This is a genomic window from Phyllobacterium sp. A18/5-2 (genome assembly GCF_025452215.1).
Taxonomy (GTDB): Bacteria; Pseudomonadota; Alphaproteobacteria; order Rhizobiales; family Rhizobiaceae; genus Phyllobacterium; species Phyllobacterium sophorae.
In genome coordinates this window covers 395,566-419,656 of the sequence record NZ_CP104968.1, presented here as the reverse complement: position 1 = coordinate 419,656, position 24,091 = coordinate 395,566, and the positions used below count along the sequence as shown (strand labels likewise).

The 24,091-nt window shown below is 59.8% G+C and carries 20 protein-coding genes and 5 pseudogenes; 15 read left to right on the top strand and 10 right to left on the bottom strand.

The genetic code is table 11. The features are described 5' to 3' along the window. Positions 1 to 204 precede the first annotated feature (204 nt). The 3 genes from N8E89_RS28375 to N8E89_RS28365 are packed head-to-tail and all read left to right on the top strand — an operon-like array spanning position 205 to position 3,694. Entirely contained in the window at positions 205 to 2,451 is a 2,247-nt protein-coding gene (locus N8E89_RS28375) for a coiled-coil domain-containing protein (RefSeq protein ID WP_262263471.1), read from the top strand. A 33-nt stretch (positions 2,452 to 2,484) separates the two neighbouring features. Then, positions 2,485 to 2,940: an OmpA family protein gene (locus tag N8E89_RS28370; RefSeq protein WP_262263470.1), complete on the top strand. Its 456-nt coding sequence runs from the start codon at positions 2,485 to 2,487 to the stop codon at positions 2,938 to 2,940. Further along, positions 2,897 to 3,694, top strand: a complete 798-nt coding sequence (locus tag N8E89_RS28365; RefSeq protein ID WP_262263469.1) for a tetratricopeptide repeat protein — start codon at positions 2,897 to 2,899, stop codon at positions 3,692 to 3,694. The genes N8E89_RS28370 and N8E89_RS28365 overlap by 44 nt, the downstream gene beginning before the upstream one ends. Positions 3,695 to 3,732: 38 nt before the next feature. On the opposite strand, the gene N8E89_RS28360 is transcribed toward N8E89_RS28365, so the two are convergent. From N8E89_RS28360 to N8E89_RS28340, 5 genes are all read right to left on the bottom strand, one after another. Continuing rightward, positions 3,733 to 4,230 (bottom strand): hypothetical protein, encoded by a 498-nt coding sequence (locus tag N8E89_RS28360; protein WP_262263468.1) that lies wholly within the window; start codon positions 4,228 to 4,230, stop codon positions 3,733 to 3,735. 1,134 nt (positions 4,231 to 5,364) lie between these two features. Next, complete coding sequence (locus N8E89_RS28355; RefSeq protein WP_262263467.1) at positions 5,365 to 6,630, bottom strand: ABC transporter substrate-binding protein; 1,266 nt, start codon at positions 6,628 to 6,630, stop codon at positions 5,365 to 5,367. A gap of 2 nt (positions 6,631 to 6,632) precedes the next feature. Further along, positions 6,633 to 7,679 (bottom strand): aldo/keto reductase, encoded by a 1,047-nt coding sequence (locus N8E89_RS28350; RefSeq protein ID WP_262263466.1) that lies wholly within the window; start codon positions 7,677 to 7,679, stop codon positions 6,633 to 6,635. Positions 7,680 to 7,688: 9 nt separating this feature from the next. After that, positions 7,689 to 8,045 (bottom strand): TIGR04076 family protein, encoded by a 357-nt coding sequence (locus N8E89_RS28345; protein WP_262263465.1) that lies wholly within the window; start codon positions 8,043 to 8,045, stop codon positions 7,689 to 7,691. After that, the gene (locus tag N8E89_RS28340) at positions 8,038 to 8,757 is read right to left on the bottom strand and encodes a GntR family transcriptional regulator (protein WP_262263464.1); all 720 of its coding nucleotides are present in this window, start codon (positions 8,755 to 8,757) and stop codon (positions 8,038 to 8,040) included. Before N8E89_RS28340 ends, N8E89_RS28345 begins: the two co-directional genes overlap by 8 nt. Before the next feature lie 166 nt (positions 8,758 to 8,923). On the opposite strand from N8E89_RS28340, the gene N8E89_RS28335 reads away from it, so the two are divergent. The 8 genes and pseudogenes from N8E89_RS28335 (at position 8,924) to N8E89_RS29640 (ending at position 15,652) form a co-directional block, all read left to right on the top strand. Further along, positions 8,924 to 9,733: an ABC transporter ATP-binding protein gene (locus N8E89_RS28335; protein ID WP_262263463.1), complete on the top strand. Its 810-nt coding sequence runs from the start codon at positions 8,924 to 8,926 to the stop codon at positions 9,731 to 9,733. Beyond that, positions 9,730 to 10,494: an ABC transporter ATP-binding protein gene (locus N8E89_RS28330; protein WP_262263462.1), complete on the top strand. Its 765-nt coding sequence runs from the start codon at positions 9,730 to 9,732 to the stop codon at positions 10,492 to 10,494. The genes N8E89_RS28335 and N8E89_RS28330 overlap by 4 nt, the downstream gene beginning before the upstream one ends. Next, positions 10,491 to 11,402, top strand: coding sequence for a branched-chain amino acid ABC transporter permease (locus N8E89_RS28325; protein ID WP_262263461.1), 912 nt, complete (start codon positions 10,491 to 10,493; stop codon positions 11,400 to 11,402). The genes N8E89_RS28330 and N8E89_RS28325 overlap by 4 nt, the downstream gene beginning before the upstream one ends. Continuing rightward, a pseudogene (locus N8E89_RS28320) lies at positions 11,399 to 12,401 on the top strand (branched-chain amino acid ABC transporter permease). The gene N8E89_RS28325 and the pseudogene N8E89_RS28320 overlap by 4 nt, the downstream one beginning before the upstream one ends. 2 nt (positions 12,402 to 12,403) lie before the next feature. Next, entirely contained in the window at positions 12,404 to 13,867 is a 1,464-nt protein-coding gene (locus tag N8E89_RS28315; RefSeq protein WP_262263460.1) for an aldo/keto reductase, read from the top strand. Positions 13,868 to 14,140: 273 nt separating this feature from the next. Then, complete coding sequence (locus N8E89_RS29650) at positions 14,141 to 14,458, top strand: hypothetical protein (RefSeq protein WP_410010476.1); 318 nt, start codon at positions 14,141 to 14,143, stop codon at positions 14,456 to 14,458. Positions 14,459 to 14,532: 74 nt separating this feature from the next. Then, positions 14,533 to 14,928: a diguanylate cyclase domain-containing protein gene (locus N8E89_RS29645; RefSeq protein WP_410010475.1), complete on the top strand. Its 396-nt coding sequence runs from the start codon at positions 14,533 to 14,535 to the stop codon at positions 14,926 to 14,928. Between the two features lie 52 nt (positions 14,929 to 14,980). Continuing rightward, positions 14,981 to 15,652, top strand: a complete 672-nt coding sequence (locus tag N8E89_RS29640) for an EAL domain-containing protein (RefSeq protein ID WP_410010474.1) — start codon at positions 14,981 to 14,983, stop codon at positions 15,650 to 15,652. Positions 15,653 to 15,663: 11 nt separating this feature from the next. Here N8E89_RS29640 and N8E89_RS28305 read toward each other — a convergent pair whose 3' ends face one another. Then, complete coding sequence (locus tag N8E89_RS28305; protein ID WP_262263459.1) at positions 15,664 to 16,515, bottom strand: sugar phosphate isomerase/epimerase family protein; 852 nt, start codon at positions 16,513 to 16,515, stop codon at positions 15,664 to 15,666. 342 nt (positions 16,516 to 16,857) lie between these two features. Here N8E89_RS28305 and N8E89_RS28300 point away from each other — a divergent pair, with 342 nt between their 5' ends. The 4 genes and pseudogenes from N8E89_RS28300 (at position 16,858) to N8E89_RS28285 (ending at position 20,663) form a co-directional block, all read left to right on the top strand. After that, positions 16,858 to 17,745: a sugar phosphate isomerase/epimerase family protein gene (locus N8E89_RS28300; protein WP_262263458.1), complete on the top strand. Its 888-nt coding sequence runs from the start codon at positions 16,858 to 16,860 to the stop codon at positions 17,743 to 17,745. Between the two features lie 54 nt (positions 17,746 to 17,799). Continuing rightward, positions 17,800 to 18,970 (top strand): annotated as a pseudogene (locus N8E89_RS28295) (mandelate racemase/muconate lactonizing enzyme family protein). A 2-nt stretch (positions 18,971 to 18,972) separates the two neighbouring features. After that, positions 18,973 to 19,666, top strand: a pseudogene (locus tag N8E89_RS28290) (FadR/GntR family transcriptional regulator). A 22-nt stretch (positions 19,667 to 19,688) separates the two neighbouring features. Then, on the top strand, positions 19,689 to 20,663 hold the full coding sequence (locus N8E89_RS28285) for a 2-hydroxyacid dehydrogenase (RefSeq protein WP_262263456.1): 975 nt from the start codon (positions 19,689 to 19,691) through the stop codon (positions 20,661 to 20,663). Between the two features lie 83 nt (positions 20,664 to 20,746). Here the strand turns inward: N8E89_RS28285 and N8E89_RS28280 are convergent. The 4 genes and pseudogenes from N8E89_RS28280 to N8E89_RS28265 form a co-directional block, all read right to left on the bottom strand. After that, a pseudogene (locus N8E89_RS28280) lies at positions 20,747 to 21,824 on the bottom strand (ABC transporter ATP-binding protein). Then, positions 21,824 to 22,934, bottom strand: a pseudogene (locus N8E89_RS28275) (ABC transporter ATP-binding protein). Before N8E89_RS28275 ends, N8E89_RS28280 begins: the two co-directional pseudogenes overlap by 1 nt. After that, positions 22,931 to 23,134, bottom strand: a complete 204-nt coding sequence (locus N8E89_RS28270) for a hypothetical protein (RefSeq protein ID WP_113171651.1) — start codon at positions 23,132 to 23,134, stop codon at positions 22,931 to 22,933. The pseudogene N8E89_RS28275 and the gene N8E89_RS28270 overlap by 4 nt, the downstream one beginning before the upstream one ends. After that, positions 23,131 to 24,090 (bottom strand): carbohydrate ABC transporter permease, encoded by a 960-nt coding sequence (locus N8E89_RS28265; RefSeq protein WP_262263455.1) that lies wholly within the window; start codon positions 24,088 to 24,090, stop codon positions 23,131 to 23,133. Before N8E89_RS28265 ends, N8E89_RS28270 begins: the two co-directional genes overlap by 4 nt. Position 24,091: the final 1 nt, after the last annotated feature.

Here is a 24,091-nt window from a genome sequence, read left to right as displayed (position 1 = left end):
TGGTCCGCTCGGGGAGGGCATTGTGAAAGGCGAGCATTTCGGGGAACTGGCTCGATTGCCTCTGGAGTACCAGCCCGTCGCTGAAGTGGATTCCACCTTGCTTGATCGCACAGCTGTGGTTCCAACTGCTAGCGGCGCCGCCGAGTTGCCGAATGGCAGGGACTGGTTTCGTGTCAACTGGCAAAAAAAATCTCGCTTGGTGTGTTGATCGTCGGTGCGACGATCACGGTTTCGACTGCGACCGGGCTGTTCGAGCCAGCGAAGGTGGCAACTGACGAAGCTTCCCAGCGCCACAGCACTTTGATCGCAAAGCTCGAGAACCAACACACGGCGTCCACAGCTGAGATCGAAAAAGCGCGGCAGCAGGCGACCGCCGATCAAACGGAGCTGGCGCAGGTGAGCGAAGCCGACCGCGCGCCGTCGTCGGATGCGGCCGAGCTCGATCGCCAGCTGGCAAAGCTCGCGGCCGAGATCGAAAAGCTGCGGACGCAGATGAGCGAAGCCGACCGCGCGCCGTCGTCGGATGCAGCCGGGCTCGATCGCCAGCTGGCAGAGCTCGCGGCCGAGTTCGAAAAGCTGCGGCAGCAGGCGGGCGTCGACCGCGCGCCGTCGTCGGATGCAGCCGGGCTCGATCGCCAGCTGGCAGAGCTCGCGTTCGCGATCGAAAAGCTGCGGCAGCAGGCGGGCGTCGACCGCCAACGGACCGAACTCGAAAAGCTGCGGCAGCAGGCGGGCACCGACCGCCAACGGACCGAACTCGAAAAGCTGCGGCAGCAGGCGGACACCGACCGCCAACGGACCGAACTCGAAAAGCCGCGGCAGCAGGCGGGCGCCGACCGCGCGGCCGTGGCGCAGTTGCGGACGCAGGTGGGCGAAGCGGCGCGGGCACCGGATGCCGTGCTCGACCGCCAAAGGACCGAACTCGCGGCCGAGATCGAGAAGCTGCGGCAGCAGGCGGGCGCCGACCGCGCGGCCGTGGCGCAGTTGCGGATGCAGGTGGGCGAAGCGGCGCGGGCGCCGGATGCCGCGCTCGACCGCCAAAGGACCGAACTCGCGGCCGAGATCGAGAAGCTGCGGCAGCAGGTGGGCGCCGACCGCGCGGCCGTGGCGCAGTTGCGGACGCAGGTGGGCGAAGCGGCGCGGGCGCCGGATGCCGTGCTCGACCGCCAAAGGACCGAACTCGCGGCCGAGATCGAGAAGCTGCGGCAGCAGGTGGGCGCCGACCGCGCGGCCGTGGCGCAGTTGCGGACGCAGGTGGGCGAAGCGGCGCGGGCGCCGGATGCCGTGCTCGACCGCCAAAGGACCGAACTCGCGGCCGCGATCGAGAAGCTGCGGCAGCAGGCGGGCACCGACCGCGCGGCCGTGGCGCAGTTGCGGACGCAGGTGGGCGAAGCGGCGCGGGCGCCGGATGCCGTGCTCGACCGCCAAAGGACCGAACTCGCGGCCGAGATCGAGAAGCTGCGGCAGCAGGCGGGCGCCGACCGCGCGGCCGTGGCGCAGTTGCGGACGCAGGTGGGCGAAGCGGCGCGGGCGCCGGATGCCGCGCTCGACCGCCAAAGGACCGAACTCGCGGCCGCGATCGAGAAGCTGCGGCAGCAGGTGGGCGCCGACCGCGCGGCCGTGGCGCAGTTGCGGACGCAGGTGGGCGAAGCGGCGCGGGCGCCGGATGCCGTGCTCGACCGCCAAAGGACCGAACTCGCGGCCGAGATCGAGAAGCTGCGGCAGCAGGTGGGCGCCGACCGCGCGGCCGTGGCGCAGTTGCGGACGCAGGTGGGCGAAGCGGCGCGGGCGCCGGATGCCGTGCTCGACCGCCAAAGGACCGAACTCGCGGCCGAGATCGAGAAGCTGCGGCAGCAGGCGGGCGCCGACCGCGCGGCCGTGGCGCAGTTGCGGATGCAGGTGGGCGAAGCCGCTCGCGCGCCGGCGCCGGATTCGGCCGGGCTCGATCGCCAGATGGCAGAATTCGCCGCGGAGATCGAGAAGCTGCGGCGGGCGGCGACGGACAATCATGCCGGCTTGGATCGCCTTGAAAAGCGGTTCGGTGAAGCACTTCATGCGCCACCGCGAGCGACCGACACGCCTCCGTCCATCCTGCAGCCTCAACAGTCGCCTCAGTTTACAGGAACGATCGCCGCGTCGCCTGATATCGTTCTGCCCCCAGATACAGTCCCCCGAGTCATTCTGCGCTTTGCGCGCAACCGCGATTCCGCGCGGACACGAGCGGCGACTCTGGAGCGGAGTCTGCGAGCCCAGGGTCTCGACGTCGTAAAATCCGGAGATTCACTTGCAAGCTCTCGTGCAGACAAAGTCATGTACTTTTACAAAGAAGATCGACCGAGCGCAGAGCGTATAGCGGCTGGGCTTGCGGAAGCAGCATTCATTCAGCGCCCATTTGCGGACGATGGCTCCCTCCCTCCCCCAGGAACTATCGAAGTGGCAATCGGACGGTAACTAGTAATGTAGTGTAAAACACAGGAGCCTGACATGAGCCTCAGTTGCGTTGTTCGCCATCTCGCCTGTATTGTCCTGCTGGGAAGCACATCCGCTTTCGCGCAAACAAATCCGCCTTCGCCCGCGACGCCGGAAAGCTCGAAACCAGAAAGTGGTGGACCGGCCCCATTGGTCATCCATTTCGGTAGCGGCAGCAGCACAATTCCTCCCGAGGAAAGAGAAGTCCTTGATCAAGCGTCTCGCGCCTTCAACGCGGGCAAGCCGCAAGTCATGATCGTTACGGGTGGTGCCGATCGTGTCGGATCACCTGGGAAGAATCTCTCGCTTTCTCAGCGCAGGGCTACGGTCGTGCTGAAAGCCTTGGTCGATCGCGGACTTCCGGTCGACCGGTTCCAGGTCCTGGCGAAAGGCGAAACGGAACTCGCCGTTCCGACCGAAGAGGGTATTGCCGAAGCTGAAAACCGTCGTGTCGAGATCACTTGGCGCTAACGCCCTGCGCCGTTTCTCGGCGGTGGCCACGCTACTGCTCGCATTTGCACAGTCGGCGACGTCGGCTGGCGCAGAGGATTCGAGTGCTTTATTTCGCGAGGCGCTGCGACAAGACTTGAAGGGCGGGCCGGCGGATGCTCGGCTCGCCTTCGACATGTACCGCCGTGCTGCAGAAGCCGGCTTGCCCGAAGCACAATTCAATGTCGCCATCATGCTTGACAGCGGCCGCGGCGTGTCCCCGGATGTGGCGCAAGCCGCCACATGGTACGCGCGTGCGGCCTCTCACGGCATTCGAAGAGCGGCATATAATCTCGGCCAGCTTTACGAAGCAGGGCAGGGCGTTCCGCAAAACGTTGATCTCGCCCGTGCGTGGTTCAAAGCATCCGATCTCCCGGCTGCCCGCGCGCGCCTGACCGCCATTCGCTCTGGTGGCGCAAAGGCCGCGACGCTTTCCGCTCCTGTGCTCGTCGCGCCTGCGGATGGCGAGCTGATTGGCTCCGGCGCAAATAATGTCGAACTCGTGTGGACGGCGCGCCAGGGACCCGAGGGGGTGCGCTTCTTTGTGGAGTTGCGCGCACTTGTGCCATCTGGTTCAAGGGAGATCTATTCCGGCTTCGTCGATGTTTCGAGCCTGAACGTTGCTCTCTCAAGTAGTTTTAAGGGGGCCTTCGCATGGCGGGTGTTCGCCGTTGCACAAGGGAGTGGCCGCTACGCAGCCAGCAATTGGTCTTATCTGAGCACCTCTGCCAACTGATGGTCTTGTTTGTCCGCCGTCAGGAGGTTGAACTCCACTCAAAGGTCGATGTGAGTATCCCTAGGAATACCTGGGACGGGCTTTGGTGCACGCCCGAAATCCGTCCGTCGCATGTCAACCACCGCATAGACGGCAGCTTCAAAGACCCGCGTCCGAAAAATTTCTGATCCGTGCACCAAAGCCGGTGTGACATGGAATCGGTAGAACGCCTCGGTCGTGTATTGATCGTCCAGAAGGTCGTTCGACGGATTTGCCCACCCCAACGCGAAGCCGAGCCACATCGCATTTTCGCCAACCTTCTGGTTGGCATTGAAAGCAATGCCGTGTGCTTCTGGTTTTCCGTCATCGAAGTTCATCGCGGTACCATAGAGAGATATGGTAGTTGTTGGCATCATCATCATCGGCCCGCGTCCCTGAATCGGTGTCGGTGTGCGCGCCAAGCCGCCAAAGCCGATCTCCAGATTGTAAAAATACTGGTTGCGCTCGAAGAAGTCGTCGACTGTCCATCCGGTATCATCACTGTACGGTGTGAACATCCCTCCCGAATGTAAAAGTTGTTTTCGGTAGGATAGACCGCGCCGGCAATACCAAAGCCTCTGATCGGAACAGGTATCATCGGGCTCGTCGTGAAGTTCTGATTTAAGAACTGCCGGTTGTCATCAAAAAATGGGTAAGCGTTGACGAAGTTGGGCGCGAAGAGCTTGCCAACGGCATACTGGAAGCGGCTATCGAATAGGTTCTGCCGCAGATAGGCCTGCGTAATGCCCAGATCGAACTCGCCCCCAAGTTGCTGCGGTAGCGGTGATCGATCCCGCGCCGAACCCGGCAAACAAGGGTGCCTGATCGGGCCCAAGAGGCGGATTTAGGCTGGACGTGCATTCATGCGTAACGCCCTTTCCTGCGTAGTCCCGAATCAAAGTATTCGCTAACGCCAACGGTATCAACAATCTTCGAATGCGAGAATGAAAGACCTGAGCGCTACGCTCCAAGTGGTCAATTTATGTCGAAATCCGCCGGTACCCGGTGGCGGTGTTTTTTTCCGAGCGCGCCGGTGGGTCGACTTCACGAACATCAACTCATATCTGAGTAACGTTTAAGATTGCTTGTGGCGCAAATCTGCAGCTCGGCGACGTCTGTGCATGTCCGCTTCTGGAATACCGCCGTGCTCCGCTCAGGGTCCGACTTCAAGGCGCGAAGCCGTCGTCGTCGTTGGGCCACGTTCATTCCCGTTCTTGCCAAATCGTATAACTATTCGGAACGAAAGGGGACAACTAGCGGGTCTGCAGTCCCTATATATTATTTCAAGGCGACCATTGAAAAAGCGAGACACAACAGGCCTTTAATCGGGATTGTAGATATTCACGCTACAATCGAAAACGTTCCAGATTCGCTTATTATCGGCATTTTCAAACGAAGGGTTTCTTGCGCAATTCCTGGTTGAACAAGATTTGCGGGTACCATCCGATCGTGATCAACCGTCCTTTGTTTGAGGAATTTCCCATTGCAGAGCGAATACATGCTTTACCGGAAGCGATCAGACCGAGCTGTCATCATCAGCGGCGGCATGGTGCAGAAGCGTGTAAGTAAACGCTAACACAAATAACCGTCAGCACGCCGTAGGAGTGAACGCCGGTTGCATCCACGGCAAACGGCGATCTCGGCGCAATGCGCTATTTTCCCGCGTCGCTTTTGATTTTTCCGATTTCGTCCGCGCTCATTTCACCAACGGTCGTAACCTCTCCACTCTTGATTCTCCAGAGCCGGAACGGTCCGGTGATGTCACCATACTGGTCAAAGCTGACGGGGCCTATCACACCTTGATACTTGATCGGCTTTCCGTCCTTGATCAGTTTCAGGGCCTTTTCGAACTGTTCCTTGCCGGCCGAAATTGGCTCACCGCCATCGGCTACGATCTTCGGAATGGCCGCCTTAATTGCCGCTGCATCCGGTTTGCCAGCCGCGGCAATCGCGAGAGCCACGATCGCACCTGCATCATAGGAGCGGTCGGCAGCGGGTGCACTTGGCGCAATGCCGCCGGAGAAGGTCTCGAAATTCGCGTTGAAATATTCTGTCGAAGCTGTCGGGCTGGTGCCGGAGGAGGTGCCGTAGGCGTTTTCCAGATATTGCGCGCCAACGCTCTCGATGAAATCCTTGGAGTTCATGCCATCATTCAACAGGAAGGTCTGCTTGCCGCCGCCGGATATCCAGGCACGGGCAATGGTGGCCCCGTCAACCGGGTAACTGACCAGATAGAGCGCATCCGGTTCTCCGGCCATGGCGGCGCTGGCTTCAGACGAATAGCTCGCCTGCTTCTCATTGTACGGAGTCGTTGAGGTGATCGTTCCTCCGAGCGCCTTGTAGGCAGCGGAGAATTCGCGAACCATGTTGACGCCAAAATCATTGTTGACGTGAATGATCGCTATCTTCTGCAGGCCCTGATCCAATGCGTATTTGGCAGCCGCCGTTCCCTGAAGGGCATCGGATGTAATTGTGCGGAAGAACACGCCATTTGTCTTGCCCTGCTTGCCGAGCTCCGTCAGTGTTGGCGATGAGGAGGCAGGCGAGACTTGAACGATACCGGCAGGCGCGGTGACGGATGTCAGGATCGGGATGGAAACGGAGGAGATAATGCCACCGATGATCACCTGTACTTTCTTGATATTGACAAGTTGTGTCGCCTGATCGACGGCCACGGTTCCCTGGCTCTGGCTGTCGCGCGTGTCGGCAATGACCTTGCATCCGTTTGCGCCGCCGGCGTCATTGAAATCCTTGAAGGCCATCTCGACGGCCTTCGCTCCGGCTTGGCCATATTCGCCCGCAGGTCCCGTAAGTTCCATGACCAGACCAACCGTAATGTCACACTCGGCTGCATAGGAAGGCGCAGCCGATATGGTAATGCCGGCCAGCAATGTTGTCAGAAGCAGCGTTTTCCGCATTTTTATTCCCCTTTGTTGAGATTGTATTTCATGATCATTCCATGGCGGCCTTCGCGATCACGCTCCAACGTGTACACATCGCCGTCAATATTATGCGCCTGCGCAAGAACCGCGTCGATGTCGGCTTGATCTTGCTCAGTCAGTTTCAGATCCGAAATGGCCAGGTTGGCTTTCAGATGGTCCCGATTTCGCGCTCCGACGATGACTGCTGCCACGCCGGGTTTTGTCAGCATGGCCGCGCTGGCGACCGTTGCGATGTCCGTCTGGTGACGATCTGCGACTTTGCGCAAGGTGACGAGCAGGTGCTGGAACAAGTCCCAGCCACCGAAATCATCGATGATCAACTTATACTTGGTCAGCGAGCGGTTTTCGAGCGGGTGGCCCGGTTCGGGCTCGCCGAGCCAACGATCGCCGAGAAAACCTCCCGCAACAGTGCCGTAGCAGAGAAACGAGAAACCGTGATCGGCTGCAAGGGTGACCATCTGCTTTTCCGGTCGCCGATCGAGCAGTGAATATTGCAGCTGTATCGACGTAAGAGGCACGCCGGACTGGATGATGGCCCGAACGTGGTCTGTATCGAAATTGGTACCGCTGATACGTGAAATCTTGCCCGCGTTTTGCAGTTCCAGCAGCCATTGAGCTGTTTCGAGCCATTTTGGTGCGGCATAGTCCCACCAATGAAACTGCACAAGGTCGAGACAATCGAGGTTCAGCCGCTTCAGCGATATGTCGATCGCGCCTTCGACATCAGCCTTGTTGATACGCGGCAGCACCTCCAGATCTGGGACGAATTTCGTATGGATGCGGATCCGGTTCAGCGCATCCTGTCCGTGAAGATCGCGATAACGCAAACGGAACCGGCCGATAAGCTCCTCGACGCCGGTATAGATATCGGCGCAGTCGAAGGTGGTGATACCCGCATCCGCAAAGGCAACCATGTCGGCGACTGCCTCGTCCGCACTGATCGCGCCATGTCCCCCGGCTAGTTGCCAGCCGCCGCGGATCACCCGCGATATTTCGTAGTTTTCGGCAAGTTCTATGCGCTGCATGGGTATTGCCTACTCGTTTTCTAAGGGAACAGCTGTTGTTTCAGCGTGCCTGAATCGGCGCAGGCCGAGCCGGGTGATCCGGAGCCTGCTGGAACAGTTGGGATCCGGGCAGGCTATCTCAGCATCAGTTGTCATCCAGTCGTTGCGGTGGGTCTGCCGCTGTTTTGCGGCAAGCAGCGGCAAGACAGATGAAAGCGAATAAATGGAAAAGCCCTGACCGGGCGGAAAGTGAAGCATCTCACCGCGCAACTCGAAATGGTCCCCGGGCTTTGCCCCGCAATAAATGGCACCGCCATCCGGTACAACTACTTCCACTTTAAGATCGTAAAGCTCGAACACATCGGCGAGGGATTTTTTGTTAGCCATATCGGGCATCCTCTCCTGTCTGCGCCACATTGGCATCAAGTGTGCCGCGAATAAGGTCAAATGAGCGGCTGATATCGTTGGAAAGTGCCAGGACAGCAGCCTCTTGCTCTCTTCGTTCCAGCGCGTCGATCAGAGCCCAATGATGGTTGGTAGCCGCACGCCCGCCCTGCTTGTCATGAATGTGGGCGGCCGTGCGGATATAGGGTCCCGATTGCAACCAGAGGCTTTCGACGATGGGAATGAGCACCTGCGAGCGAGCAGCGTGATAAATATGAAAATGAAACTGCTGATTGAGCTCGGACGTTTGATAGCCGACATCGGCACTGTGGTCTTCGAACGCCCTGTCGCAGTCACTGTTGATCTGACGAAGGATACGAAAATCCTTCGCCGTCAGGTGAGGCATGGCCAAGGCTACCATCTGGCCCTCGATCATTGTTCTGGCATGGGCCAGGTCATCAAGACGTTCCCGCGTAATCAAGGGAACGCGGACCGTGCGGTTTGGCAGCGCCTCAAGAGCCTGTTCCGAGATAAGACGGCGCAATGCCTCCCGAACCGGCATCGTGCTTGTCTGGAGCTTTTCTGCAAGGTCGACAATTCGGAGGAAATCACCGGCGTCAAACATGCCGTTTATCAGAGATCGGCGCAATTGGGCGTAAACCCGATCGTGGAGTGTTTCACGTCCGACAGGAGACAACCCTTCATCCAAGGTCACGCGGCGATCCAGTTCAGGGCTCTGTTGCGATCACGGTAGGCAAACATTTCACTCTTTCGTTTCGACCAGGCAACCTCTGCCCGTGCACAATTTCTACTTGCTTTTTCGCGCCACGTAAAGTTTGATCAAACATCACGTATCAAATATTTTATTCAAGAAGATTTTCATGCAGAGTGTCGCCGATGAAAAACATGAAACGGCTTCGATAGAGGGCAAGCCGGTCATTGACGCGCGCCGGCTGGTCAAGCGCTTTGGTGGAATGACAGCCGTGGCGGGTATCTCGCTTGTGCTGCGGCAGGGTGAAATGATCGGCCTGATCGGTCCAAATGGCGCTGGGAAGACCACACTTTTCAATCTGATTGCGGGAAGCCTTAAACCGTCATCAGGAGAGATATGGATATCCGGTCGGGAGGTTTCGCAAGACCGACCAGAGTTGAGGATCGCTCGAGGCGTGGGACGTACCTTCCAGATTCCCCGACCATTCGCAGAGATGACGGTGCTTGAAAATGTTTTGACTGGTGCTCAAGACCAGGACGGCGAGCGCCTTTTCGCGAATTTTTTCAATCCTGGGTATATTGCACGGCAGGAAAGGGCGGCGATCGACAAGGCACGGTCACTGCTTTCCTTTGTTACGCTGTCGGGACTTGAGAACGAGCCTGCGCGGGTGCTTTCAGGCGGGCAGCGCAAACTTCTGGAACTTGCCCGGATTCTGATGGCTGACCCGACCGCGATCCTGCTGGATGAACCCGCTGCGGGCGTAAACCCTGCACTTCTGGAAACAATCATGGAGCGTGTGCTGGAACTCAACGCGCAAGGGAAATCCATTCTGCTGATCGAGCACAATATGGATATGGTATCCCGGCTCTGCAGCCGGGTTATGGCAATGGCCTCAGGCAGGTATCTTGCCGAGGGAACGCCTGACGAGGTCGCGACCAATCCCGCGGTGATCGAAGCTTACCTCGGAGGTGCTGCATGACTTTGGCGGGCGGCACGAACCTGGTCCCGGCGCTACAAATGCGATCCCTGATGGCCGGATACGAGCCGGACATGCCGATCGTCCGCGGTGTCGACCTGTCGGTTTTGAAGGGCGAACTTGTCGTCTTGCTGGGGCCGAACGGGGCCGGGAAATCCACTTTTGTCAAGGCAATCGCGGGCCTCGTTCCGATCCACTCCGGGACCGTGCATCTAGATGGCCAGGATATCACTGCCGTACCAGCTCATGGCAAGATCGGGCGCGGTCTCGCCTTCGTTCCCCAGACCGAGAATATCTTTGCGACGATGTCAATACATGAGAACCTGCTTCTGGCTGCAGCGATGGCACCGAAGAGCGAGCGTGAACGACGTATCGCAACGCTGTTTGAGCGGTTTCCCGATCTGGCAACTCGGCCATCCCGTCTCGCCGGGCAGCTTTCCGGTGGCCAGCGGCAAATGCTCGCGGTGGCACGGGCGCTGATTGTGCATCCGTCTATCCTTATCCTGGATGAACCATCTGCGGGCCTGTCGCCGAAGATCGTCGCAGAAGTTTTCAGCATGCTTCAAGACATCAACAAGAGTGGCGTAACGATCATTCTCGTCGAGCAAAACGTCCGCGCGGCGCTCACTATTGCGGACCGCGCAATCATCCTCGTCGAGGGCAAGCTACGGCATGAAGGATCCGCCGCGACACTTGCTGACGATCCGATCGTGGCAAAACTCTATCTTGGAGCGTCCGCGACCAGAAAGGCAGGTGTGTCATGAACCCCCAGTTCCTGGTTGATGGACTCATCGCCGGATCGATGATTGGCCTTGGAGCAATCGGCATCACGCTGACCTATTCCATTTTGCGCTTTGCCAATTTTGCCCATGGCGAGTTCCTGTCCTGGGGGGCGTACCTTGCTCTGGCCCTGAGTGGAGCGCTCGGCTTTCTGTTTAGCGCATTGAAGACGCCGGTGGGTCCCTTTTCCTTTGGTTGGTCACTGCCGCTTGCCGGAATTCTGGCGATTTTACTGACGGGTATGCTTGCACTTCTGCTCGATGCAATTCTGTTCGGCAGATTGAGGGCACAACGGGGTGCCGTCATTATCATGGTGATGGCGAGCTTCGGTGCGTCTCTGGCATTGCGAAGCATGCTCGAATTCATCTTTACGTCAAAGCCGGCCTACTACACCAAAGCGCTGCAGATAGCGGTAAATATTGGCGGCGGCCTGCGGGTAACTCCGGACCAGATGCTGGCACTGGCTTTGACGACAGTCGTTGTCCTTGCCATCCATCTCTTGTTGACGCGGACCGGTATCGGACGCTCCATGCGGGCGGTTAGCGAAAATCCGGCTCTTGCTGGAGTTGTCGGTATCGACGTCCGCATGGTCATTCGGGCTGTCTGGATCGTCGGTGCCGGTCTGGCATGCATCGCCGGTATGATGGCGGGCCTTCTGGTTCAGATCAGGCCCTATCTTGGTCACGATCTTTTGTTGCCACTGTTTGCCGCTGCCATCCTTGGTGGCATCGGCAGTGTGCCGGGCGCAATGCTGGCCGGTCTGATCGTTGGCCTGTCCGAAGCGGCGGCTGTGCAGCTTATCGGTGCAGAGTGGCGTGCGGCAATTTCCTTCGTAATCCTTGTCGCTGTGCTGTTGATACGTCCGCGCGGCCTGTTCGGGAGGCAAGCATGATCCTTGATCTCGTTGCCTACGGTGCCTTCTTTCTCACCATGGCCCTAACCTATGCCATTATGTGTCTTGGGCTGAATGTGCAGTGGGGGCAAACCGGACTCTTCAATGTCGGCATTGCCGGCTTTGTTGCAATTGGCGCTTATGCTTCCGCTTTGCTGACCACGCCCGAAACCGCCGGGCGCATTGGCGGATTCGGTTTGCCCATTGCTGCCGGATGGTTTGGAGGAGCACTGGTGGCCGGCGTTGTGGCCTACCTGATCGGTGCTCTGACGATCTCGGCTGCGCGCAGACTACCTCGCGATCGCGACGTTCGGTGTCGCCGTCGCAGTCCAGCTCTGTGTCCTCAATCTCGAAACGCTGACGGGTGGTGCTTTCGGTATCGGGTTCATTCCGAGACCCTTTGCCGAACTGGCTAGCAATCCGCTTGCATTTGGACTTTCCAATGCGGGACTTCTCATCGCTGTAACAGCCGTTCTCTACCTGGCGCTTGAACACCTTGTCCGCAGCCCTTGGGGGCGAGTGCTTCGAGCCATTCGCGAGGATGAGGCAGCGTCACAGGCGCTGGGCAAGAATCCGACGCGATTCCGTTTGCAGGCCTTTACCATCGGTGGCGCAATCATGGGGCTTGCAGGTGCGGCGCAGGCGCATTTCATCGGCTTCATTGCTCCCGACAACTATATGCCAATCCTGACGTTTCAGGTCTGGGCCATGTTAGTTGTGGGCGGATCTGGCAACAATCGCGGTGCCATACTGGGTGCCGTGCTTGTCTGGGGCATCTGGGCTTCTTCGGCAGCCGCTGTTTCGACCTTTTTTCCACCAGAGCAACAGGCGCGGGCAGCCTCGCTGCAGATCGTCATGATCGGCGTCGGGCTTTGCCTTATTCTGCTGCTTCGCCCCAGGGGCATTCTCGGTGAAGTGCGCAACGTGTCGCGGCACATCAGGAATATAATGAAAAGCGGCGACGCAGAGTTGGCGTCCCGCTCCCTATCGAAGGATTGAGCATGACCACCACTCCACATCGTATTTCCTTGACGGGAACGCTTGATATCAGTCGTCTGGTCTGCGGCCTTTGGCAGATTGCGGATATCGAGAAAAATGGCACGCTTATGGATCCTGGCAAGGGGGCCGATGCACTGCGCGCTTATGTAGAGGCGGGTTTCGATACCTTTGACATGGCCGATCATTATGGCAGTGCCGAATTGATTACTGGCCGCCTGCTGTCACGATATGACGGGGGCGAACAAAGGCCCGTGGCCTTTACCAAATGGTGCCCCGAACCGGGTCCGATGACGCGCCAGGTGGTGCGAAAAGGCATCGAGGAGCGCCTGTCACGGCTCGGTGTCGACAAGATCGATCTGCTGCAATTCCATTGGTGGACCTTCGAACATCCTGCATGGCTCGATGCCTTGCACGAAATGGAGCGGATGCGCGAGGAAGGCAAGATCGAGGCTCTAGGTCTTACCAATTTTGATGCAGCACATCTGGCAGTGGCCTTGGCTGACGGTATCAAGATTGCCACTAATCAGGTTTCCTTTTCGCTCATCGATCGCCGGGCAGCCGGTGCCCTCTCGGAACTTTGCCGACAAACCGGCGTTAAGCTTCTGGCCTACGGTACTTTGTGCGGCGGCTTTCTTTCGGAAAAATGGCTGGATCAGCCCGAACCAGCTTTAATTGCTGACTGGAGCCGCTCCAAATACAAGCGATTCATCGACGCTGCCGGCAGATGGCGCGCGTATCAGGGCATTCTGACCGCCGTTGCGGCAATCGCAGACAAACATCAGGTCTCGGTGTCCAACATCGCGAGCCGCTGGGTTCTTGAGCACGAGGCTGTTGCTGCCGTCATTATTGGCGCTCGCCTCGGTGAAACTGAACATCGGGACGACAATCTCAATGTTTTCCGGTTCTCGCTTGATGATGAGGATAATGCTGCGCTCGACGCTGCCTTTGCCGCAACACTGCCAATACCCGGCGATTGCGGCGATGAGTATAGAAAGCCCCCGTTTCTGACTGCCTCAGGTGATCTCAGTCATCACCTCGATGCAGTCCCGTCGGTATTTAAGGCGGAATCTGTTCCTGGCAAGCCCGGCCGAATGCGTGTGTCAACCGGCAGTATCTGGGAGCCGCTCGCAGGCTACAGCCGCGCCCTGCGCGTGGGCGACAGGATCCTTGTTTCCGGGACAACGGCAACTCATGCCTCTGACCGTTGTGTGGCGCCGGGGAACGCCGGTGCACAGGCAACTTATATCCTCGACAAGATTGCTGCGTCGATTGCAGCATTGGGCGGTTCGATTGATGACGTCGTTCGAACACGTGTTTACCTGCGGGATGTCGACAAATGGGAGCCGGTGTCCCGCGCGCATGGGCGAGTGTTTTCCGGGATACTTCCGGCAAATACCTTGCTTCAAGCGGGCAATCTGGTCGGGGACTACGAAGTGGAAATCGAGGTTGAGGCTGTCTGCCCGTAGGGCGTTATCGAGCTGGGAATCGGACATTTTTGGCGCGACCGTCCCCTAGTATCCGAACTGCCGCACATTGGAGGCGCAGGTTCGATTCTCTTTATCTTGAACACAATGACCGCTTCAGCCCACAAGTCAGCGTAATTGTAGACACGGACCTGGCTAGAGAGAATGCGCCCGCACCCGTCACAGTCCATCACGCCAGCTTCACACAGATTGAGGAAGATCCTAGTTAAGTACCGTGCGACATTGCTGCAGTCAATGTCCGTTCTGGATGCGTCCATGACTGCGCTTGCATCCACTGCGGTTGAGTACGATGTGGGCTTGATCGACGCTGCCCAGGCAGAATTGAGACAGCTCCATCTGATCTATACCGGGCTTGCAGGTGGGCTTATTCTCTGCGGGGAGGGACTTGTTGTTCTGCTCCTGCGCCACAACAGCCTCCTGGACGGTACTCACCGCAAGATGAAGGACCTGACGAACAATCTTCGCGAAGCGTCAGGGGAATTGAAGCTACAAAACTATCGTCTGAAGCATGTTGCCCACCATGACGCGCTCACCGGGCTCCCCAATCGTATTTTGTTTCCCACGGACCTGTAAGCGCGATTGAAAGCAGCGATAGCTGGGGGACCAACTGCTGTGATCTTTCTCCTTGATCTCGATGGATCAAGGATGTGAACGATACGCTGGATCATGACGTGGGGGACGACCTCCTTCAGGCCGTCGCAAGTCGCCTCACGAAACTCAGCGGCGAAGGTGACCTCATCTGCCGGTTGGGCGGCGATGAGTTCGCGATCCTGAGCGCGGGTCTCACCGAGAAACAGGTTTTTGATTTCGCACGCCACGTGATGGATGAAATCAGTGTTCCCTACCATGTCAGTGAACGGGAGATCAAAATCGGTACTTGCGTGGGTATTGCCATATCGAACGCGGAATCCGACGCAGATGAACTGTTCAAGCACGCGGACCTCGCGCTCTACGAAGCAAAGTCTCTCGGCTCAGGTCATGCGTGTGTCTTCCAATCCCAGATGCAAACGAAATTGACGGAGAAAAAAGTCCTTCGAGGCTGATCTTAAGCAGGCCCTGCGGAATGGAGAGCTGGAAATATTCTATCAACCGCAAGTGAACACGATTACACGCGAAATTTGTGGCTACGAAGCCCTCTTGCGGTGGTTTCATCCGATACGCGGCCAAGTCTCCCCATCAGAATTCATCCCGGTCGCCGAAAATATTGGGCTAATCCATGAATTGCGGAATTGGGTTTTAGGAACAGCTTGCCTGGAGGCAACCCGTTGGCCAAGGTCGCTCAAAGTTGCGGTCAATTTGTCGCCAGTACAATTCCGCAGTCAAAATCTCATTCAGAGTATCGTTACCATACTCACTCAAAGTGGTCTCGATCCGAACCGACTTGAGCTTGGGATCACCGAATCTGTGTTGCTGGACAAGAATGAACAGACGTTTGACACTTTGACGGAACTGAAGGCAGTTGGCATCCACGCGATTGCCATCGATCGAGACGCTGCCGCATTCCGGCGCGCCCGGAATGTCGCCAGGTGCAGGAAGGGTCGGCAAATGGACCAATGTCTTCAGCGCCGCCCAATTTCAGAAGCCGAACAGGCCCGGAAAGAGCCTAATGGATTCCTATACCTCCCGCGAATGAGACCTCCTGTTTCGGTGTGCATGGCCCACCGTCATCCGCTTGGCTCGAAATGTGGTCCTTCGCTTCCGAGCGTCAACCCGAGAGAGTGGAGTGACGCGGCCGTGCAGCCCTGCCCCGATCGAAATTCAGACTGATCGATTGGCGTTCATGCCGCCGCGTGCCATCCATCGCGGATATGGCGGTGGCCTTCGCGATAGACCGATTCCGGTGTCTCGGAAAAGTCGCGCCAGACCTTTGTCGCGGCGGCAAGGTCCTTGAGCGCCCGGCCGAAGGCCTCGATTGTCAGCCAGCCGTCGTAGCCGCTCGCGCGTAGCGCCCTGAACGTCTCCGCCCAGGGAATGTTGCCGCGCCCCGGTACGCCGCGGTCATTCTCCGAAATGTGGACATGGACGATGCGGTTACTGTTTCGCGTGAAGGCGCCGATGGGATCGGTCTCTTCGATATTGCTGTGGAACGTGTCATACATGGCGCGGATATTCGGATGCCCGACCGCGTCGACATGGGCCGCAAGGGCGTCCATCGTGTTGAACAGGTAGCATTCGAATCGGTTCAGCGCCTCAAGCCCGATCGTGACGCCGTGCTTTGCTGCATGATCGCCGATCGCGCGTTGCGAGGAGACCGAGCGCTTGAGTTCAGCCGCGCTCGGCCCGCTTCCGGAAAATTTGCCGAGCGTCGAGTGCAGCGGCCCGCTCAGAATCGTGGCGCCGAGCGCATCGCTGCAATCGATTGCCCATTTCATGTAGTCAATGCCGCGTCTGCGGGTCGTGGCGTCAGGGGCGATCAGGTTCATCGAGGGGTCGCCCATGGCGGAAACGGAGGTCCGTTCCAGGCCGATCCGGTCGAGCAGGGCCCCCAGCCGACGGTAGTCGTCGGGCGTGCCCGAAAAGATTGGAATCTCGACGCCATCAAACCCCGTGTCCTTGATGTCGCGCAACAGTCCTTCGTGCTTCCGGGCGACACTCGTCGTCCAGAGGAACATGCACATGCCGATCTTCATGTCCCCTCCCTCTGGCCCCGTCGGTCACCGCGCAGTGTTTCAATATCAAGTTTCGTAATCTGGTAATACCAAAATTGAAAATTCGGTCAAGTCAATTCTCCGCTTCGCTAGTCTGCAGGTTTAGCTAAAATCCAAAATACAACATTCAACATAGGTATAATAAGATATATCTCCATTTATCGTTCCGTCTTGAAGAGGGTGAGAAATTCCGATAGAGCTTTTAACTAACCAACGATTGGCCAAACCAGATTGCCGAAGGCGACGGGGCTGGCCGACGAGAAGGTCACCGTTTTGCCGCCACCCTCGGCGGTCGAGTGAGCTGCAACAGTCTGGGAGGACCCCATGCATCTTTCGACACACAACTGGATGCGGGCGGAACCGCTCGCCGTTACGCTGAAGCGCATCAAGAGATATGGCTACGAGAGCATCGAAATATCCGGTGAGCCGACACAGTACGACGTCAAGGAGACGCGCGCACTATTGAAGGAACACGGCATCCGCTGCTGGGGCGCCGTCACGCTGACGCTCGGCGAACGCAACCTTGCCGCCAGGGACGAAGGCCAGCGCGCCAGGTCAGTGGACTACGTCAAGAGCGTCATCTCCATGGTCAGCGAACTTGAGGGCGAAATCGTCACCCTCGTCCCGGCGACAGTCGGCAAGGTGGTTCCGGATGGGACCGAGGAGGAAGAGTGGACGTGGGTGGTGGATGCCACCAAAGAGTGTTTTGCCCATGCCCAGAAGAAGGGCGTGCGCATTGCCGTCGAGCCGCTCAACCGTTTCGAAACCTATTTCTTCAATCGTGCCGCCCAGGCGCTGGCGCTCGCCGATGCCGTCAGCCCCCAATGCGGCGTCTGCCTCGATGCCTTCCACCTGAACATTGAGGAGGAAGACATGTATGAGGCGATCCGTCTTGCCGGAAAGCGGCTTTTCGACTTTCATGTTGCCGACAACAATCGCTTCGCTGCCGGCCTCGGCCAACTCGACTGGCCAAGGATCATCGGTGCGCTGAAGGAGATCGGTTACGACGGCGCGGTGACGAACGAGTTTGTCGCGCCTGTTGACCGCACGCCGGCCGCCAAATATCCGGACATGGTGGAGCGCAACCCCGTTGACATTCCGCCGGAGCAGTTGAAGTTCATCCAGGACCACGGCTCAAGCCTTCTCACCGAGAAGTTCTACGACGATCAGATGCGGATCACCGCCGAGACCATCCTGCCGCTGATCAAGTAAGAACGGAAAGGCATATGCCCTGCGGCCTGCGGGTCGTGAAGGGGGATCCGACACATGCGTATCAAGACCGTAGAGGCCTGGTGGGTGAAGATTCCCATCGAGACGACCCGCCAACACCGCAGCGACTTCGGCCGGCTGACGACCTTCGACGCCGCGATCCTGCGTATCGAGACGAACGACGGCATCGTTGGCTGGGGAGAAGGAAAGAATGCCGCCGGCAGTGCAGGCACCTACGGCACGCTGGTATATATGCTGAACCACGAGGTGGGACCGAAGATCGTCGGCCGTGACCCCGCCGACATCTCCGCCATATGGGAGATGCTTTACAACGGCGTACGCCATGAGATGGCGGCGATTTCGGGTCACGCCATGCCGGAGATCGCGCGGCGCGGCCTGTCCGTCGCGGCGATCAGCGCGATCGATATGGCGCTGTGGGACATTCTCGGCAAGTCGCTCGGCGTCCCCGTCTGGAAGCTGCTGGGTGGCCGCAAGGCGGACAGGTTGCCCGCCTATGCCTCGGGCGGTTGGGAGAGTGCGGACCGGATCGGCGAGCAGCTCCAATCCTATATAGCGGCCGGCGGTTTCAAGTCGGTCAAGATGCGTGTCGGCGCGATGGACCGTGCGCCGCATGTCTCGGCGAAGCGAGTGCGGGCGGCCCGCGAGGCGATCGGCCCCGACGTCGACCTTATGGCCGATGCGCACGGCACCTACACCGTCGCAGACGCCAAGCGCTTCATCCAGATGGTGGCGGATTGCGACCTCGCCTGGTTCGAGGAACCGGTGATCGCCGACGACAAGCCGGGCATGGCGGAGGTGCGCGCGGCGGGTAACGTGCCGATCGCCGCGGGTGAGAGTGAGGCGACACGTTTTGCCTTCCGCGATCTTGCTATGCTGCGCGCCGCCGATATATTCCAGCCCGATCCGGCCTTCTGCGGCGGCATAACGGAGTCGATGCGCATCAGTTCGCTCGCCAGCGCCTTCAACCTCCGTTTCTCACCGCATTTGTGGGCCGGTGCGCCCTGTTTCTTCTCGGGCCTGCACCTGTGCGCGGCTTCCCCGGCAAGCTTCGTCATCGAATATTCGCTCGGCGCGAGATCCGATGATCCATGATCTTGTCGAGGAAACTGTGTCGGTGAAGGACGGTATGATAGAGATTCCTGATAGACCCGGCCTGGGCTTCACGATCAATCAGCGGGTCCTGAAGGCTCACGCGCAAAGACGGTGACGATGAAAGAAAACTCCCTCCTCTCCGATCTCGCGGGATATCTTTTCTCGAATTCGAGCGGCAACGGCCGCACGCCTTCGGAGCGGGAGCTTGCGGAGCATTTCGGCGTCAGCCGCGGCCAGATCCGCGAGGCGCTGGCCGTCCTGGAGGCGATGCGTATCGTCGAGCGCCGCGCCAAGTCGGGCATCTATCTGACAACCACGGAGGCGAGCGTAGAGGCCATGGCACTTTTTGCCCGCGCCGGCGTGCCGCTTGATCCGATCCTGATCTATGAGACCGTGGAGCTTCGCAAGATCCATGAGATCAAGGCCGCGGAACTCGCCTGCATACGGGCGACGGAAGAGAATTACCAGCGCCTGCGCGATATCCTCGCCGCGTCCGAGGCGAAGCTTGCCGCTGGCGAGGGGCTGGCGCGCGAGGACCGGGATTTCCATCTGGAGATCGTCCGGGCCACCAAGAATAGCGTCTTCTATCGCGTGTGCAGCGTCTACTACATGATGGGCGAACAGCGCCTGCCGATCTATTTTAGTGACGCCGCCCGCAGCCGGCGCTCGCATGAGGAACATATCCGCATCTACGAGGCGCTGCTTGCCCGCGACGGCAATCTCGCCCAGGCGCTGATGAACGCCCACCTCCAAGGTGCGGAAAGCTATTGGAAGGGTCTCATCGGCGGGGCCTTCGACGGCCGCCGGATAGGCGTAGCCGGCGGGGAGGGCCGATGAGCTTCATCTTTTCCACACACCCCCTGCATCCCGCGGCCGAGGCTATGCTTAAGGCCTCCAGCGATCTGCGAGTCGCCTCCGCCCCCGATCCCGAAACCTTGCTGCGGGAAGGGCGGGGCGCGGGCATCGTCGTCGTGCGCGCGCCGATCCCGCCGGCCTTCTTCGAGGATGCGCCGGCGCTTCGCGCTGCGATCCGCCATGGCGCCGGGCTTGACATGGTGCCGATGGATGCGGCGACCCGCGCCGGCGTGCTTGTCGCCAACGTGCCGGCCGTCAATGCGCCGACGGTCGCCGAGCACGTCTTCCTCGTGACGCTGGCCCTGCTTCGGCGCTTCCGCCTGATGGACAGGGAATTGCGGCAGAAGGGCTGGGCGGCGGGCCGCGGCCAGTCGGACGCGGCTGTGGACCTCGGCGGCCGCACCATCGGCATCGTCGGCATGGGCAATGTCGGCAAGGCGATCTTCCGGATCGCGAAGTTCGGTTTTGGCCTGGAGGTGGTCGCCACGAGCCGGTCGCCGGAAAGCGTGCCGGATGGTGCGCGCTTCCTGCCGGTCGACGAACTCGTCGCGACGGCCGACATCGTCGTGCTCTGCTGCCCGCTGACGCCGGAGACGACCGGGTTGCTCAATGCCGGGCGCATTGGCCGGATGAAGCGCGATACCATTCTGGTCAACGTCTCGCGCGGCCCGGTGATCGATGACGCGGCGCTGATCGAGGCGCTGCGCGATGGGCGCATCGGCGGAGCCGCGCTCGACGTCTTCGCAACCCAGCCCCTTCCGCTCGACCATCCCTATTTCGGCTTCGACAATGTCATCGTCACTCCGCATCTCGCCGGTCTTACGGATGAGAGCATGATGCGCATGGGAACGGGCGCGGCAAGCGAAGCCCTGCGCGTCATGAAGGGCGAACTGCCCGTCAATCTGCGCAATCCCCAAGTGGTCGAACACTATCGCCGGCGCTTTCCGCCATAGCTTGGAGCCCCTTCGCGACAATCCGAAACGCAAACGGCCCCTGCGGTGTCACGGGGCCGCTGGCATCTTTCGGACCTATCAGGTTAGCCCGCGTGCCGCAGGCTGACGCCGCTTCCGCTGTCGAACAGCACGACTTTCTCCGGATTCCACGAAAAGCGAACCGTATCCTCGATCCGAAGCACCGTCTGCGCCGGCACGGTCGCGTGGATGAACTTCTCGCCGGTGCGCAGCGTGACGATCTTGGCGACGCCGTGGTTCTCGATGTCGTGCACCGTCGCCTCCACCGGGACCGCCGCGTTCGAGTTGCAGGTCTTCGGGGCGGATGCCGAAGGTCAGCGAACGTCCATCCGTGGCGATGCCGTGACCGCTGCCGAAGGGCAGGCGGTAGCCATCGTTCGATACTGCCTCGCCGCCGGCGAGCTTTCCGTCGATCAAATTCATCGGCGGCGAGCCGACGGCGCGGGCGACGAAGGTGTTGACCGGGTTGTTGTAGATTTCATGCGGCGTGCCCGTCTGCACGAGATGGCCGTTGTTTAGCACGCCGATCTTGTCGCCCATCGACATGGCCTCGATTTGGTCGTGTGTGACGAACAGGAAGGTTGCGCCTAGGTTCATCTGCAGGTTTTTCAGCTCAGTGCGCAGCGCCTCGCGCAGTTTTGCGTCGAGCGCCGAAAGCGGTTCGTCCATCAGAAAGACGCGCGGCTTGCGCACGATCGCCCGGCCGATTGAGACGCGCTGCATCTCGCCGCCCGACAGCCGGTCAGTTTTGCGGTCGAGCAGGTGCTCGATGCTCAGGGTTTTAGCAACCCGGTCGACGCGTTCCTTGATCTCCGCGGGTTCGACGCGGCGGATGCGGGATTTCAGTGGAAATTCCAAGTTCTCCCGCACCGTATAGCGCGGATAGAGCGAATATTGCTGGAGCACCAGGGCCACGTCGCGCTCGGCGGCACCCCAGTCGGCGACGTCCTGCCCGTCGATGAAGATCTGCCCTGCCGTCGGCTTCTCGAGACCGGCAATCAGGCGCAGCGTCGTTGTCTTGCCGGCTCCGGTCTGGCCGAGCAATACGAAGAACTCGCCGTCGGCGATGTCGATGTTCATGTTTTTCAGCGCCGTGTGGTTGCCGAAGGTCTTGGTGATACTCTTGAGTTCGATATGCGCCATCAGAGTCTGATCCCGAGTGACGAGCCGGTCGCCGTGTTGAAGAAATGCGCCTGGGCGGGGTCGATCTCGTGCCCAGACGGCTTCGCCCGGACCGGGCACGAATCCGCTCTTGGTGCGGGCCCTGATTATCTGGTCGCCGACCTTCAGGTCGACGATGTCGTGCGAGCCGAGCGGTTCGATGATGTGCGCCTCGACCGGCATGAAGCCCTCGCGGGCCTCGCGCGAGATGAGCACGCCCTCAGGTCGGACGCCGAGCGTCAACTTGCCGTTTTCGGACCTGGCGTCCGAGAGGCGGTTGGCAAGGGCGGCCGGGAACTCGAAGCCCATTACACCGCCGCTGACCTGCACGCTGGCATGGCCGCCCGTTTCGCTGACGGTCGCCTGCGCCATGTTCATGACGGGGCTTCCGACGAACTGGGCGACGAACATATTGGCGGGCTGCGAATAGACCTCGTCCGGCGTGCCGACCTGCTGGAGGATGCCCTCGTGCATAATGACGATGCGGTCGGCGAGCGACATGGCCTCCACCTGGTCGTGAGTCACGTAGATGGTGGTCGAGCCCTGCTTGATGTGCAAACGCTTGATTTCCGCCCGCATCTCCTCGCGCAGCTTCGCGTCCAGCGCACCTATTGGCTCGTCCATCAGCATGGCCTTTGGCCGTCGCACGAGCGCGCGGCCGATCGCAACACGCTGCATGTCGCCGCCTGATAGCGCCGAAGGCTTGCGGCCCAGCAGGCCCGTGATGCGCAGCACGCCGGCGATCTCGCGGACCGACGTATCGACATCATTCCGGCTCATTCGGGTGGCGCGGAGCGGAAAGGCGATATTCTCGTAGACCGTCATATGCGGATAGAGCGAGAAGGACTGGAACACCATGGCAATGTCCCGGTCGGATGCCTTGATATGCTGCACCGGCTGACCGTCGATCAGGATGTCGCCTTCGTCGATGGTCTCCAGGCCCGCGACGGCGCGCAGCGTCGTCGTCTTGCCGCAGCCAGATTGGCCGAGGAGCACGATGAATTCGTTGTCTAAGATGGCGAGATTAAGGTCCTTGATGACCTGGACGGCACCGAAATATTTCTGGATGCCACGAAGTTCGATCTGCGTCATGAATGGCTGCCTTCGTCTCGTTGCTCGTCCCGCGGGATCTTTGTCGTCACCATGAAGGCAATCAGCCCGACGAGTGTCACCGTCAGACCGTAACGGTGGAGAAACGGGTTCCAGGGCTGGCAGAGCGCGATGATGCCGAAGATCATCATGTACTGCGAACCGGGTTCGAGATATTTCTGGTTCAGGGCGCGGAAGGTCATTTGCGGATCGCTCCGAAGCTCATGCCGCGCAGGAGATGGTTCCTGAGCAGGAAGGTGAAGATGGCGACCGGCAGCAGGAACAGGAACGTGCCAGCGGCAATCACCGTCCAGTCCGGCAGGCCGGAGCCGACCTGGCTCGGAATGAAGGGCGGTGCGGTCTGCGCCCGCCGGTTCGTCATGATCAGCGCGAAGGCATATTCGTTCCAGGCCGTGATGAAGCAGAAGACAGCGGTGGCGGCAATGCCCGTGGCGGCTTCCGGGATGACGATCTTGAAGAAGGCCTGCATGCGGGTGTAGCCATCGACGAGTGCGGCCTCCTCGTATTCCTTCGGGATCTCGTCGATGAAGCCCTTCATCAGCCAGACGGAGAAGGAAAGGTTGAAGGCGGTGTAGAGTATGATCAGGCCCCAGTGCGTGTCGTTGAGGCCGACGGCGCGGTACATGAGGAACATCGGGATCGCCACGACGACGGGCGGCAGCATGCGCGTCGACAGAATGAAGAAGAGAAGGTCAGCTTCCCCTTTCACGCTGAAGCGCGAGAAGCCATAGGCCGTGAAGGTTCCCATGCCGACGGCCAGCACTGTGGACGTGATAGCAACGATCAGCGAGTTCATGAAGCGGTTCGGATAGCCGGACGGCTGGATTTCGCCGCGGCCGGAGCGGACGATCTTCTCACCGCCGTCGAACACCATGCGCTCCCACCAGGGGGCGGCGGCATATTCTTCAGGAGTCGGCGCTTCGCGCAGTTGGGAGCGCTTGGTGAAGAGCTTCACGAAGGGCGAGATTTCCGGCTCGAAGAGCACAGTCGGCGGAATGGTGGTGGCGAGGTTGCGCGGCTTGAAGGCCGTCGAGGTGATCCAGTAGATCGGCGCCAGGAAGATCAGTGTGATGACCAGCACGGCAACGATCGCCACCCGGTTCAGCGCGCGTTCGGAGCGGGTTTGAACGGCAGCCATC

Bases quoted from the DNA above. Each gene is read 5' to 3' on its own strand.
- N8E89_RS28345 (WP_262263465.1), bottom strand. From the start codon at position 8,045: ATGGCTAACAAAAAATCCCTCGCCGATGTGTTCGAGCTTTACGATCTT.
- N8E89_RS28360 (WP_262263468.1), bottom strand. From the start codon at position 4,230: ATGTTCACACCGTACAGTGATGATACCGGATGGACAGTCGACGACTTC.
- N8E89_RS28335 (WP_262263463.1), top strand. From the start codon at position 8,924: ATGCAGAGTGTCGCCGATGAAAAACATGAAACGGCTTCGATAGAGGGC.
- N8E89_RS28355 (WP_262263467.1), bottom strand. From the start codon at position 6,630: ATGCGGAAAACGCTGCTTCTGACAACATTGCTGGCCGGCATTACCATA.
- N8E89_RS28300 (WP_262263458.1), top strand. From the start codon at position 16,858: ATGCATCTTTCGACACACAACTGGATGCGGGCGGAACCGCTCGCCGTT.
- N8E89_RS28370 (WP_262263470.1), top strand. From the start codon at position 2,485: ATGAGCCTCAGTTGCGTTGTTCGCCATCTCGCCTGTATTGTCCTGCTG.
- N8E89_RS28330 (WP_262263462.1), top strand. From the start codon at position 9,730: ATGACTTTGGCGGGCGGCACGAACCTGGTCCCGGCGCTACAAATGCGA.
- N8E89_RS28265 (WP_262263455.1), bottom strand. From the start codon at position 24,090: ATGGCTGCCGTTCAAACCCGCTCCGAACGCGCGCTGAACCGGGTGGCG.
- N8E89_RS28305 (WP_262263459.1), bottom strand. From the start codon at position 16,515: ATGAAGATCGGCATGTGCATGTTCCTCTGGACGACGAGTGTCGCCCGG.
- N8E89_RS28315 (WP_262263460.1), top strand. From the start codon at position 12,404: ATGACCACCACTCCACATCGTATTTCCTTGACGGGAACGCTTGATATC.
- N8E89_RS28325 (WP_262263461.1), top strand. From the start codon at position 10,491: ATGAACCCCCAGTTCCTGGTTGATGGACTCATCGCCGGATCGATGATT.
- N8E89_RS28285 (WP_262263456.1), top strand. From the start codon at position 19,689: ATGAGCTTCATCTTTTCCACACACCCCCTGCATCCCGCGGCCGAGGCT.
- N8E89_RS28350 (WP_262263466.1), bottom strand. From the start codon at position 7,679: ATGCAGCGCATAGAACTTGCCGAAAACTACGAAATATCGCGGGTGATC.
- N8E89_RS28270 (WP_113171651.1), bottom strand. From the start codon at position 23,134: ATGACCTTCCGCGCCCTGAACCAGAAATATCTCGAACCCGGTTCGCAG.
- N8E89_RS29650 (WP_410010476.1), top strand. From the start codon at position 14,141: ATGACTGCGCTTGCATCCACTGCGGTTGAGTACGATGTGGGCTTGATC.